This is a genomic window from Hydrogenispora ethanolica, from assembly GCF_004340685.1.
Lineage (GTDB): Bacteria > Bacillota > UBA4882 > UBA8346 > UBA8346 > Hydrogenispora > Hydrogenispora ethanolica.
This window is the reverse complement of the sequence record NZ_SLUN01000002.1, coordinates 309,209-321,511: the sequence shown is the minus strand read 5'-3', so window position 1 is coordinate 321,511 and position 12,303 is coordinate 309,209. Positions and strand designations below refer to the sequence as shown.

The following is a 12,303-nucleotide window of genomic DNA, read 5'->3' as shown; positions in this document are numbered from 1 at the left end:
TTCTTGATCATTCCACAACCATCCTGGCGCTGAAATCACTCGGTTTTCCAAAATAGACTGCCGAAGTCACCAAGGCATTCACTCCGGTGGCCGCATATTCCGCGATGTTTTGCTGGTGGATGCCGCCGGCCGCCAGAATTACCACCCGGGGCTGGATCCGGCGCAGTTCCGAGACATACTCCCGCAGCTCTACCGGAGCGATCTTGTCAAATTGAATGCCGTCGACGCCGGCTGCGACCCATTCCAGCGCCTCGCTCAAGCTTTCCGCTTCGGCCAGGATCTTCTTCTCACAGGCCTTTTCCTTGAGTTCGGCCACCACTTGGGCGAGCGGCCGGTTTCCGGCAGCCAAGAAAGCCCGGTGTTGCGGAAAGATTAACACTGTCTCGGAAAGGCCCAGCCGGTGTGGATACCCGCCGCCCGCCAGGACCGCCTTGGTGGCCAACTCCCTGGTACCGGGAAACCCTTTTCGGGTCGTCACCAAACCCACCGTCCGATCGACCTCGCGAATCCGTTCCAGCCAGTCCCGGGTGCGGGTGGCGATCCCCGAAGCATGCTCCAGAATATTGACCATCACCTTCCAAACTCGGTGCAGATCGGCGGCACGGCCCACCGCCTCCAGCACCATCGTTTCGGATTCCAGTTGAGTCCCCGACGGAAAAAACGTCTTCACCTCCAGATCGAACTTCCTCGCGATCCGGGCCGCCTCCTCCGTGCCACACAGGACGGCCTTTTCCCGGTTAAAAAAACGGATGGCGCCGGGCTGTTCGCCAATACCCAAAATCCAGGTGGTCAGATCCAGATAGGGAACGTCTTCCTTAATAAACTTCTCTAACGTCTCATCAGCCAGGTAAACCATGGGCAACGCTCCCTTTCATCGTTTCTCAAACGGAACCGCTCACCCGGCATTGGAATAAGCCGCCGGTTTGCGGATGAGGATCCAAAATTCATTATCGCTGAAATTCACTTCGTAGCCGGCAATTCCCGCGGCAGTCAACTTTTGGCAAATCGGCGCGACGCGTTGTCGCCAGACCTGGTCGTTCAGCTGGTTCAGCAGGCCGGGATCATACTCCGCCAACCGATTTTCCACCCGCAACCTCAGATCCTGATTTTCAAATCCTCCGCCGATACAAGCCACTCCGCCCGGGGCTAACACCCGATAAATCTCAGCGAAGATCTTTTGCCGATCTTTCCAAAAAAAGACCGAACGCTTGCTGCAGATTAAATCCATACTCCCGTCCGGTAGAGCGATGGTACCGCGGATTGCGCCCCGCAAGGTCCGGACCCGGTCCGTCAACCCGCAATCCGCGATGTTTTTCTCCGCCAAACGGAGCATATCCGTAGAAGCATCCATCAAATAAATCTCCAAATAGCTGATCTGTGCCAAGGCCAGCCCGAGATAACCGCTGCCCGCGAAGAGTTCCAAGCACCGGCCGCTGCGGATCCCCGCCTTATTCTTTATCTGTTCGGCAATGGCCAGATCGGAAGAGTATAAGTATTGCCGGTTCATCTGTTCCAAGGTCCGATTGCGAAAAGCCATCCGCGATTCCTCCTTATCCAGCTCGTAGAGAAAGCCGGTATTGTATATGTGAAATATATGTTATGTTTTATACTCCATAAACAAATTGGAACTAACAAAACTCAACTTGATTGTTATTATAAACTACTGCCATTCAAAATTCAACTCTATTTTCGTCAATAACTAACACGTATATTACATTTATTCCGATGACAATATCCTACGCCTCCCAAAGGATATTGTCTGTCCCGCATTCCACAACATTCCGTCCGTTCGGCCCATCTTTTCTTTCTCCGAGGCCATTGCGGAACGTCTAAAATTTTGGTTATCGCTTTCCGCTTTTACGCCGAATCAATCTATGATAGTATGGTAATAGTCTTAAGCGCCCGGGAATGTTTGCGGCAGGATCGATGACTCACCGACATATCGCTCTGCAACTGGATCACCGGCGGAACGGCTTAAGGAGGGTTCAGCCAATTGCGGATCGGGCAGGACGTTCTTTTTATCTTTGCTCTGGTTTCGAGTTTCATCACCGGAGGATTGGCTTTTTATTCCCTTCTTCAGAAACGCCAGAGCGCCGAAGCAAAAATTTTCACCTTTCTTTTGCTGGCGACAACCTTTTATTCCTTCGGTTACGCTTTTGAGCTAGGAAGCTCTACCCTGGCAGGAATGCTTTTCTGGACCCGCATCGAGTATCTCGGCATCGCTACGATTCCCTCGCTATGGCTGGTGCTGGCGCTGCAATTTTGCGGCCTGAAGCAGCTGCTTCACCGCAAAAGCATGCTTTTGCTTCTGGCGATCCCCGTGCTCACCCTGGCGTTTCATTATACCAACGATCTGCACCACTTGTTTTATCGTAGAACTTTCGTGACCCTGCAGGGGCCCTTTCCGATGTTCGGCAGCATCAAAGGCCCCTGGTACTGGATTCACCTCCTCTATATGAATTGCGCGCTTTTTCTCTCCGGCTTATTGCTGCTGCGAACCGCCCTTCAAAGCGTGCCTTTTTACCGCAAACAAGCCCTGATGATGCTCGCAGGTTCCGTCTTTCCCTGGACTGGACAATTCATTTACCTGGCGCACTATAGTCCCTGGAACCTGGATCTGGTCCCTTTTGCCTTAACCATCACCGGGCTGATCATCTCTTAGGCAATCTTTAAGCAGCATCTGTTCAATCTGACTCCGTTCGCCCACAATAAGGTCTTTGAAAGCATCCGTGACGGGGTATTGGTCCTGGACCTCCAAAATCGGCTGATCGATCTGAATCCGGCGGCCCGGTCCATTTTGAACCTGCCCCATGCCCAACCGCTGGGCCTCGGCGTCGCCGAAGCGCTACGCAACCATCCGCATCTCTTGGAGCAAATTGACACCGGCTTGGAACAAACCTGCCTGCGGATCATGGGTCGCGACCAGATCCAATACTTCGAGTCCCGTTTGTTTCTGGTTTTCAACCGGAAGCACCCGGTCGGCAAAACCATTATCCTCGACAACTTGACGCAACAGGCCTTGCTCATCCAACGTCTGGAGACCCTGGCCGCTATCGAGGAGTTGACCAATGTGTGGAACCGCCGGCATTTCATGGAACGTTGCCAAAGGGAGTTGCAGCGTCTGGAGAATTTGGGTCAGCCGGTTTCCCTAATCTTCGTCGATCTCGACTATTTCAAGCAGATCAACGACCATTACGGCCACAAGACCGGCGACGAAATGCTCCGGGCCGTGGCGCAGATCCTCCGGCAGGGCCTGCGCGAAGGCGATCTGGTCGGCCGGCTGGGAGGCGAGGAGTTTCTTATTCTGTTGCCCGCGACGGTTCCAGATCAAGCCTGTCAGATTGCGGAACGGCTCCGTTCCATGGTGGAATTGGCCGTCCTGGTCATGCAACCCAACCTGACCGTTACCGCCAGTTTCGGCGTGACCGGACTCGCGACTGCGGCCAATGTCAGTCTCGATGAATTGCTCGCCAAAGCCGACGCAGCCTTGTACCAGGCCAAAGAATCCGGTCGAAACCGGGTGGTTTGCGCGTAGGAATGGGTCCGCGCTTGCAACCCTTCTCCGGAACCCCCGGGATCCGGGATGGACTTCATAGAAAAAGAGGACCAGCGCTGCTAATAGCGCTGGTCCTCTTTTTCTATGAGTTGATCCGCATCAATTCCACTTCGCGACATGCGAGATCTTATAACCCTTGGTCTTTAACTCCTCGACCAGCGACTCGGTATTGGGACTGTCGAGCCGTAGGACGAGTTCGCCTTTTTCGGTGGTGCGATGGAAAAGCGCCAGCGAGATGATGCTGACTCCCCGGGTTTTGAGAAACTCGGTCAAGTCGGCAATCGCGCCGATCCTGTCCTCCATGTCGATGGTCAGCCGGGTCCCGGTCTGCCGCAGGCCCATCAAGTCCAGAAAGGCGTCGAAAATATCCGATTCGGTGATGATACCCACCAGTCTGTCGCCATCAACCACCGGTAAGGCACCGACTTCTTTCTCGCGCATCAGCAGGGCCGCCTCTTCCAGAGTGGCTTCCGGCCGAATCGCAAAGGGGTTTTTGGTCATGGCGTCTTTCACCTGCAATTTGGAGAGGACGTAGTTCAACTCCCAAACGCTCAGGGTGGTGGCTGCCGAGGGACTGACCTTCAAAATATCCTCCTGCGTGATGATGCCCACCAGTTTCCCATCACGCACCACCGGCAGCCGGGCGAAGTTATTCTTGCGGAAGATCTCGCCGGCCTCCAGGATCGGAGTGGTTTCAGTGGTCGTTACCGGACTTGCAGTCATTCGATCTTTGACAAACATCGTTCCATCCTCCTTTGCAACGGTTATTCTTTCGATCTTTCCAGGCCGCAATCCATGAATCTGAAATCGCGGCATCATTCCCTTTGCAAATCGAATCATTCTGCCATCCATTATAAGCATCGGCAAAACTTTGACAGATATTTATGCCGGTCCGGACCGCAGTTTCTCGGACGCTCCGGAGACCAGGATATGGTTTTCTTGAAAAAGCTCAATCGTTTGGCCATTTATAGCCGAATTTTAGGATAGGAATGTTGAGTAAAACTCTGCTCTTTTATTTATGATAACGGATTCCCGGCGATATCGTTCCAAAAAATAACAACCCTTCCTATCTCTATGCCGGCCAACCGGAAATGATGAATCCAAACCCTTGAAAATGAAAAGCCAGGGAATTCTACCGCCTTCCCTGGCCGATACCTTACTGCAACTTTGCCGGTCTCAACCGCCCAAATAAGCCTTACGGACCTGCTCGTTCTGGGCAAGTTCCTTGGCCGGCCCTTCCAACACTATCTTGCCGGTCTCCAGGACGTAAGCACGGTGCGCGATGGAGAGCGCCATGTGCGCATTCTGCTCCACCAATAATATCGTCGTCCCGCCCCGATTGATCTCTTTGATAATCTCAAAGATCTCCTTGACCAACAATGGGGCCAATCCCATCGACGGTTCATCCATCAGCATCAATTTCGGGCGGGACATTAGCGTCCGGCCGATGGCCAACATCTGCTGCTCCCCGCCGCTCAAAGTGCCGGCGATCTGCTTTAAACGCTCTTTTAAACGGGGAAATCGCGCAAAGACGTTTTCGTAATCCGCTTTGACCTGCTGTTTGTCCTTGCGAATATAGGCCCCCATCTCTAAATTTTCCAAAACGGTTAGATTGGCGAAGATGCGCCGGCCTTCCGGCACCTGACCCAAGCCCAATTGTACGATCTGATTGGGCGAGACCCCTTTCAGCGATTTCTGAAGAAATTGGATCTCTCCCGATTTCGAGGGAGTCAGCCCGGAAATGCTATGAAGAGTGGTCGTCTTTCCGGCGCCGTTGGCGCCGATCAAGGTCACAACTTCACCTTCCTCGACGTTGAAACTGATATCGCGCAATGCGTGGATGTTGCCATAAAAAACATTCAAACCATTCACTCTAAGCACCGGTTACGACCTCCTCTCCGAGGTAAGCTGTGATAACCTTCGGGTCCTTACTGATTATGGATGGTGTTCCCTCGGCAATGATCTGGCCGTAGTCCAATACACTGATCCGTTCGCAAATTCCCATGACTAAATTCATATCGTGCTCAATCAGGAGGATCGTCAGATGAAACTCCCGGCGCACAAACTCAATTAATTTCATCAAGTCCTGGGTTTCTTGAGGATTCATTCCGGCGGCCGGCTCATCCAACAACAACAGTTTGGGATTGGTCGCCAGCGCCCGGGCGATCTCCAACTTCCGCTGTTCGCCATAGGGCAAGTTCATGGCCAGCTCGTTGCTTTTCTCACGAATATTAAAAATTTCCAACAACTCCAGCGCTTTTTGGACATTTTCCGCTTCTTCCCTATAAAAAGCGCCCGTGCGTAAAATTGACTGGAATGAATTGTAACGGACGTTAAAATGAAACGCGATCCGTACATTATCCAGGACCGTAAGATTCTTAAAGAGCCTTATGTTCTGGAAAGTCCGGGCCATGCCCAGTTTGGTGATCTGATACGGTTTCATTCCGGCAATGCTCTCTGGGTTTGAGGAATCCCGATAGAATAGGATCTCGCCCTCGGTGGGTTGATAAACTCCGGTCAGCATGTTGAAAACAGTGGTCTTTCCGGCGCCGTTCGGCCCGATCAGCCCAACCAGCTCCCCTTGTTCCAGGGTCAGATTAAAATTGGAGACCGCCCGCAAACCACCGAAACTGATGGAAATGTTATTCGCTTTCAGCACGGTCATTGACTCACACCACCTTTAACCCGGGTCTTCCGCGTAAACAGTTTTACGAATGACAATTCTTTGGTTCCCATAATTCCCGCAGGACGGAACAGCATCATCAGAATTAATATTAACGGGTAGATGACCAAGCGGTAGTCCTGGAGAATCCGCAGAAATTCTTGTAGATAGGTGAGGATGAACCCAGTAATCACAGTGCCGGTGATGCTTCCCATGCCGCCCAATACGACGATCACTAGAAAATCGGCGGACTTTAAGAAATTGAACATCGTCGGATTTAAATAGCCAAAAAAGAGCGCGTACAACCCGCCGCCGATCCCGGCAAAGAACGCCGACATCGTAAAGGCATACATTTTATAATAAAATACATTGATTCCCATGGAATTAGCGGCGATCTCATCCTCGCGAATCGCGACGATCGCCCGGCCCGGCGAGGAGTTGATCAAGTTGCTGATTACCGCGATGATCAGCACCATAAAGATGTATACCCAAGCGAAGGAAATAATCGGTCCCCAGGTGAAATCCTCGGAGAAGGGCGGGATTCCCTTTAAACCGGCGGCTCCACCAGTAATCTTGTCTAAATTGATCATGACCACCCGGATAATCTCGCCAAATCCTAAAGTCACAATGGCCAGATAATCGCCACGCATCCGTAAGGTCGGGAAGCCGATTAAAAAACCGAAAAACGCGGTAACCGCTCCTCCCGCGGGGATGGCGACCACCATCGGCAAATGAAGCTGCATCACCAGGACGGCGGTGGTATACGCCCCAATCGCCATGAAGCCCGCCTGGCCCAATGACAACAACCCGGTGAATCCGGTGATCAGGTTCAAACTTAAGGCGATAATGACATTGATTCCGGCGTTGGTCAGAATCTGGGCGGTATATTCGTCAATCACTCCGGTACGGATGAATACCGCGACTGCCGCCAGGATTAATATTGAAATACCGAGTAAAATGGCTGAATTTTTAACCCGTTTATTCATCATTTTCACCTACACCTTCTCACTGACATTGGCCCCGAGAATTCCCGTCGGCTTGACGATCAAAATGACGATTAATATTCCGAAAGCGATGGCATCCGCCAGTTGAGAAGAGATAAACCCTTTGGTCAACGTCTCGGCGACCCCCAGAATAAATCCGCCAATCATCGCTCCGGGGATACTGCCGATTCCGCCGAGAACCGCCGCCACAAACGCCTTAATTCCCGGCATGATACCCATGTACGGTTCCACTTGGGGGTAAGCGGTGGAAAACAGGATTCCGGCCGCGGCCGCCAACGCCGAACCGATGGCAAAAGTGAATGAAATGATCCGATTCACGTTGATTCCCATCAAATACGCGGCCCCCCGATCGAAGGAGACCGCCCGCATTGCTTTTCCGACTTTCGTATAATTTACAATATAATTCAGTAAAACCATCAATCCGATTGAGACAATGAATACAATGATCTGAACTTGGCTGATATTCACGCCGAACAAATTAAAATTGACATTGGCCAAAGTCGGGAACTGTTTCGGGTTCGGGCCAATCGGCGGAAACACCCGGGCGCCGTTCTCAAGAAAGAAAGAGAGACCAATCGCAGTAATCAGCGCATTCATGCGGGGCGCATTTCGCAAAGGTTTGTAACAAGTCTTTTCCATGATTACGCCGATGGCGGCACAAATCGCCATGGCCACAACGAACGACACGATATAAAGAATAGGAGTCGCGGCGGATGCAGTAATAAGGACGAAGAATCCGGCAAAAGCGCCCAGCATCAGGATGTCGCCATGGGCGAAATTGATTAACTTCGCAATACCATAAACCATAGTATATCCTAACGCAATCAAGGCATAGATGCTTCCTAACGCCAAGCCATTAACCAGCTGTTGAAACACTTCTTGGAGGAGTCCCATAATCCCACCTCTTCTTGGACCAAAGTAACTTCAAAAGCTTCCTTTGGCTTTATCCTATTATTGTTTCAAAAATTCTCTACCATGTTTAAAGCTACTTTAACCATAAATAATGGGAGAATTGACAATTCCCCCATTATCTATGTTAGGAATATTATAGATCAAATTTTAGGCATTTTGTAGCGCAACTTTCTGACAATTACGGATTAACGGTACCCGCATATTGCGTAGCCAATTTGCCGTCCTTGCCTTTGACGACTTTCAGCATAACCGCAGATTTTACCGGATTCCGCTTGCTGTTGAACTTGATATGTCCGGTGACGTACTTCCGGTTGGTCTTCATCATAGCCACTTTAATCTTGGCCGGATCGATCGATTTGGCTCTTTGAATGGCTTGAGCCAGGATATAGGTGGCGTCGTAACCCAGAGCAGCCAAGGCGTTCGGGGTGATCTTGTATTTGGCTTCATATTTCTTTACAAAAGCTTTGACTTCGGGGTCGTTGGCATCCGGAGAGTAGTGGTTGCTATAATAGCAATCCAACACTTCATCGCCGGCGTTATTGGTGATCTCATCCCAGCCGTCGGCGCCGACCATCGGAATGGTCAAACCTTGGCTCCGGACTTGTTTGGCAATGAGCGAAATGGTGCTGTAATAATCGGGGATAAAGAGCACGTCAGGTTTGGTCGCTTTGATCTTGGTCAATTGAGCGTTGAAGTCTTTATCATTGGTGCTGTAAGATTCGGAAGCGACAATTTGACCGCCTAAAGCCTTGAATTTGCTGCTGAAGTTGGTGGTTAATCCCTTGGAATAATCATTGGTGATATCATAGAGAATCGCGGCTCTCTTCGCTTTCAACGTTTCATAGGAGAACTGGGCCACGACTTCGCCCTGGAAAGAGTCGTTGTAACAAGCTCTAAAGATATAATCACCGGCATCGGTTACCGTGTCATTGGTTGACGTAGGGGAGATCATGACAATTTTTTTCTCTTGAGCGTATTTGGTGATGGCCAATGAGCATTTGCTGGTCAAGGCGCCGATGACCGCGATCACTTTATCGCGCGCGACCAGCTTCATGATGGCGTTCTTCGCTTTATCCGGGCTGGCTTCATCATCTTCCACGGCCATTTCAATCTTCCGGCCCAAGACGCCGCCTTTGGCGTTAATCTCTTCCACCGCCATTAAAATCGCATCCCGGGTCTGGGTGCCGTAAGCGGAAACCTGGCCGCTGATCGGTTGGATGGTTCCCAGCTTAATGGTTTTGCCAGCACCCTGAGCCACTGTGAACATCATGGAGACAATCAGTAAGCAAACCGCAGTCAAGGCTAAAACCTTACTTTTTCTCACCACGAAAACCCCCTTTTAAATTAGTCCGACGATAGGACTTATTATATTGAATATATCAAAATCAGTTATCCGTGTCAACGAATGCGTGCTATTGGAAATAAAATTGACGTCAAAATTACATTGCTCGGTTTTACGAATGCGCGGCAATCTCTTTCTGCAAGCGCTCCTTCAGCCAATCCACCTTCTGACTGCCCAGATCCCCCTCTTTCCGGGAACTGACCGCCACCACGCCTTCCCTGGCCTCACGTTCCCCAACCACCAACCAGTAAGGGATCTTCTGCAACCGGACTTCGCGGATACGATAGCCGATCTTTTCATTTCTGGAATCCAGCTCGGCTCTGATCCCGACTTTACGTAGATCTTCCATCACCGTCCGAGCATACTCCAGATAATCAGGGGTAACCGGCAGCACCATCGCCTGGACCGGAGCCAGCCAGGTCGGAAAAGCGCCTTCGTAATGCTCCAAAAGGACTCCGAAGAAGCGTTCAATCGAACCCAATAGCGCCCGGTGAATCATATAGGGCCGGTGATCGGCGCCGTCGCTTCCTTTATAGGTCAGACCGAACCGTTCGGACATATTGAAATCAAATTGAATCGTCGAGCACTGCCATTCGCGTCCCAGAGCATCTTTGATTTTCAGGTCAATTTTGGGTCCATAGAACGCGCCGCCGCCCTCGTCGATCTCGCTCGGCAAGCCGACCTTGTCGATGGCCGCCTGTAGCGCCGCCGTAGCCGCTTCCCAACGTTCCGGTTCCCCCACCGAGTCCGCCGGTTTGGTGGCCAGGTATAGCTTGAAGTCATTAAAACCAAAAGAGCGAATGAGCTTCAGACAGAAATTGAGGGTCCGCTCGATCTCCTCCGGCATCTGATCCGGCCGGCAAAAAATGTGCGCATCGTCTTGAGTGAAACCACGCACCCGCATCAGACCGTGCAATACGCCGCTTTTTTCATAACGGTAAACCGTTCCCAGCTCGGCCCAGCGGAAGGGGAGCTCCCGGTAGGAACGGCCCCGGCTCTTATAGATAGCGATATGGAAGGGGCAATTCATCGGCTTGGCGTAATACTGCTGGCCTTCAATATCCATCGGCGCATACATGTTCTCACTATAAAATCCCAGATGGCCACTGGTCTCCCAGAGGGTGCTCCGCCCGACATGGGGAGTGTAGACCAGCTCATAGCCGTTCTTATAATGCTCTTCCTTCCAGAATTGCTCGATCTCCTGACGGACCCGGGCGCCCTTCGGATGCCACAGCACCAATCCGCCACCGATCTGGTCATCGATGGAGAAGAGGTCCAATTCCTTGCCGAGTTTGCGGTGGTCGCGCCGGGCCGCTTCCTCCAGGAATTTTAAATACTCCTCCAGGCCAGCCTTGGTGGCGAAGGCCACGCCGTAGATCCGCTGCAGCATCTCGCGGGATGAGTCGCCTCGCCAGTACGCTCCGGCGATCGACATCAATTTGTAAGCTTTCAACCGGCCGGTACTGGGCAAGTGCGGTCCGCGGCAAAGATCATCGAAATCCCCCTGGCGGTAGAAGCTGATCGTACCGTCTTCCAAACCTTCCACCAATTCCGCCTTGTACTTCTCGCCGGCGGCCCGGAAACGCTCCAGGGCCTCCCCCTTGCTCAACTCATACCGTTCGAACGGCAGGTCGGCGGCCACGATCTTGGCCATCTCGGCTTCGATCCGCGCTAGGTCCTCCAGTTTTAGAGGCTCCGGCAAGTCAAAGTCATAGTAAAATCCGTTTTCAATGGCCGGGCCGATGGCCAATTTAGCATCGGGGAAAATCCGCCGCACGGCCTGGGCCATGATATGCGAGGCCGAATGGCGCAATACCTCCAAACCTTCCGGATCCTCCGGCTTGATCAGTTTGAGATGGACCTCGCCATCCAGCGGTTGACTCAAATCGACCAATGTATCATCCACCTGGGCGGCAATCACCTCTTTGGCCAGGCGGCCGCTGATCGACTCGGCAATCGCCCGTGGCGTCGTGCCGTCCGGATATTCGCGACTGCTTTGGTCGGGAAAGATCACTTTCACGTCTTATCTGCTCCTTTCTCTTTCAATTGAATTCTTACTATCGCTTGAAAAGCTTTCACGGCCAACTCCCGGTCGTTCGCGAAAGTCAGCCGGTCCAACTCGGTTTGGGTAATGGTTTGGCCCGCGGTAAACAGATCCGCTTCGGGAACGATCTCCTCCGTCAACGCCTCCATTACAAACCATTCCACGGTTTTATAATGTTCCCGGCCGTCCTCGGTAAAATTGTAAGCCGTCTCCGCCAGCTTTTCCAAGATCCGGGCCGTGAGGCCCGACTCTTCTTTCACTTCCCGCACTGCCGCCTGGGCGGCCGTCTCCCCGGGATCGATATGCCCTTTGGGGAAGAGCCAGACACCGTTTTTCCGCCGCAAGATCAACAAGCGATCGCCAACGAAAACCAAACCTCCAGCACAATAATCCCGAATCAACCCATTCACCCCAAAAAATAAAAATACCCGCCCCCTATAGGGACGGGATTAACCGCGGTTCCACCCTGATTGGCCGAAAAGGCCCGCTTTGGGAAGACCGTATCGAGGTCTACGCCGACTTATGCGCAAACGCCTTCGCCGGAGCGTCCCAGGTGGTCCATTCGTGTCGCACTGGAAAGTTGCACCCATTCTTTCCTCTCTGCAAGCCGATACACGAACAATTCCTGTTCATCCGCAAAAAAGATATTATTAATATAATATTATAGCTTTTCTTACCAGCCAAGTCAATCCCCCGACGCCGTGAAATCATCCCTGTGTCGTTATACCAAAAATGCTGGCATGACGCGGCCCCATTTTATACGATCGGACCAGTCCGGCCGGC

The 12,303-nt window shown here is 52.0% G+C and carries 12 protein-coding genes; 2 read left to right on the top strand and 10 right to left on the bottom strand.

All coding sequences use genetic code 11. From position 1 onward, the window contains the following. Positions 1-7 precede the first annotated feature (7 nt). Positions 8-856: a ModD protein gene (modD, locus tag EDC14_RS03060; protein ID WP_132012700.1), complete on the bottom strand. Its 849-nt coding sequence runs from the start codon at positions 854-856 to the stop codon at positions 8-10. A 39-nt stretch (positions 857-895) separates the two neighbouring features. Continuing rightward, on the bottom strand, positions 896-1,537 hold the full coding sequence (locus tag EDC14_RS03055; RefSeq protein WP_132012699.1) for a class I SAM-dependent methyltransferase: 642 nt from the start codon (positions 1,535-1,537) through the stop codon (positions 896-898). 456 nt (positions 1,538-1,993) lie between these two features. Here EDC14_RS03055 and EDC14_RS03050 point away from each other — a divergent pair, with 456 nt between their 5' ends. Further along, complete coding sequence (locus EDC14_RS03050; protein ID WP_132012698.1) at positions 1,994-2,662, top strand: histidine kinase N-terminal 7TM domain-containing protein; 669 nt, start codon at positions 1,994-1,996, stop codon at positions 2,660-2,662. A 3-nt stretch (positions 2,663-2,665) separates the two neighbouring features. Beyond that, positions 2,666-3,535 (top strand): sensor domain-containing diguanylate cyclase, encoded by an 870-nt coding sequence (locus tag EDC14_RS03045; RefSeq protein WP_341540141.1) that lies wholly within the window; start codon positions 2,666-2,668, stop codon positions 3,533-3,535. 120 nt (positions 3,536-3,655) lie between these two features. Here EDC14_RS03045 and EDC14_RS03040 read toward each other — a convergent pair whose 3' ends face one another. From EDC14_RS03040 to EDC14_RS03005, 8 genes are all read right to left on the bottom strand, one after another. Beyond that, positions 3,656-4,297: a CBS and ACT domain-containing protein gene (locus tag EDC14_RS03040; protein ID WP_132012696.1), complete on the bottom strand. Its 642-nt coding sequence runs from the start codon at positions 4,295-4,297 to the stop codon at positions 3,656-3,658. 435 nt (positions 4,298-4,732) lie between these two features. Further along, positions 4,733-5,437: an ABC transporter ATP-binding protein gene (locus EDC14_RS03035; protein ID WP_132012695.1), complete on the bottom strand. Its 705-nt coding sequence runs from the start codon at positions 5,435-5,437 to the stop codon at positions 4,733-4,735. Next, positions 5,430-6,221, bottom strand: coding sequence for an ABC transporter ATP-binding protein (locus EDC14_RS03030; RefSeq protein ID WP_132012694.1), 792 nt, complete (start codon positions 6,219-6,221; stop codon positions 5,430-5,432). The genes EDC14_RS03035 and EDC14_RS03030 overlap by 8 nt, the downstream gene beginning before the upstream one ends. Then, positions 6,218-7,207 (bottom strand): branched-chain amino acid ABC transporter permease, encoded by a 990-nt coding sequence (locus EDC14_RS03025; RefSeq protein ID WP_341540140.1) that lies wholly within the window; start codon positions 7,205-7,207, stop codon positions 6,218-6,220. The genes EDC14_RS03030 and EDC14_RS03025 overlap by 4 nt, the downstream gene beginning before the upstream one ends. 6 nt (positions 7,208-7,213) lie before the next feature. Further along, positions 7,214-8,116: a branched-chain amino acid ABC transporter permease gene (locus EDC14_RS03020; RefSeq protein WP_132012692.1), complete on the bottom strand. Its 903-nt coding sequence runs from the start codon at positions 8,114-8,116 to the stop codon at positions 7,214-7,216. A 196-nt stretch (positions 8,117-8,312) separates the two neighbouring features. After that, positions 8,313-9,458: an ABC transporter substrate-binding protein gene (locus tag EDC14_RS03015; RefSeq protein WP_243662786.1), complete on the bottom strand. Its 1,146-nt coding sequence runs from the start codon at positions 9,456-9,458 to the stop codon at positions 8,313-8,315. 130 nt (positions 9,459-9,588) lie between these two features. Beyond that, a complete protein-coding gene (thrS, locus tag EDC14_RS03010) occupies positions 9,589-11,496 on the bottom strand; it encodes a threonine--tRNA ligase (protein ID WP_132012691.1) in 1,908 nt (635 codons plus the stop codon). Next, positions 11,493-11,894 (bottom strand): NUDIX hydrolase, encoded by a 402-nt coding sequence (locus EDC14_RS03005; protein WP_165907753.1) that lies wholly within the window; start codon positions 11,892-11,894, stop codon positions 11,493-11,495. Before EDC14_RS03005 ends, thrS begins: the two co-directional genes overlap by 4 nt. Positions 11,895-12,303: the final 409 nt, after the last annotated feature.

What these genes read in the sequence shown, in the direction of transcription:
- modD (WP_132012700.1), bottom strand. Translation starts at nt 856, where the DNA reads ATGGTTTACCTGGCTGATGAGACGTTAGAGAAGTTTATTAAGGAAGAC.
- EDC14_RS03055 (WP_132012699.1), bottom strand. Translation starts at nt 1,537, where the DNA reads ATGGCTTTTCGCAATCGGACCTTGGAACAGATGAACCGGCAATACTTA.
- EDC14_RS03040 (WP_132012696.1), bottom strand. Translation starts at nt 4,297, where the DNA reads ATGTTTGTCAAAGATCGAATGACTGCAAGTCCGGTAACGACCACTGAA.
- EDC14_RS03030 (WP_132012694.1), bottom strand. Translation starts at nt 6,221, where the DNA reads ATGACCGTGCTGAAAGCGAATAACATTTCCATCAGTTTCGGTGGTTTG.
- EDC14_RS03025 (WP_341540140.1), bottom strand. Translation starts at nt 7,207, where the DNA reads ATGATGAATAAACGGGTTAAAAATTCAGCCATTTTACTCGGTATTTCA.
- EDC14_RS03020 (WP_132012692.1), bottom strand. Translation starts at nt 8,116, where the DNA reads ATGGGACTCCTCCAAGAAGTGTTTCAACAGCTGGTTAATGGCTTGGCG.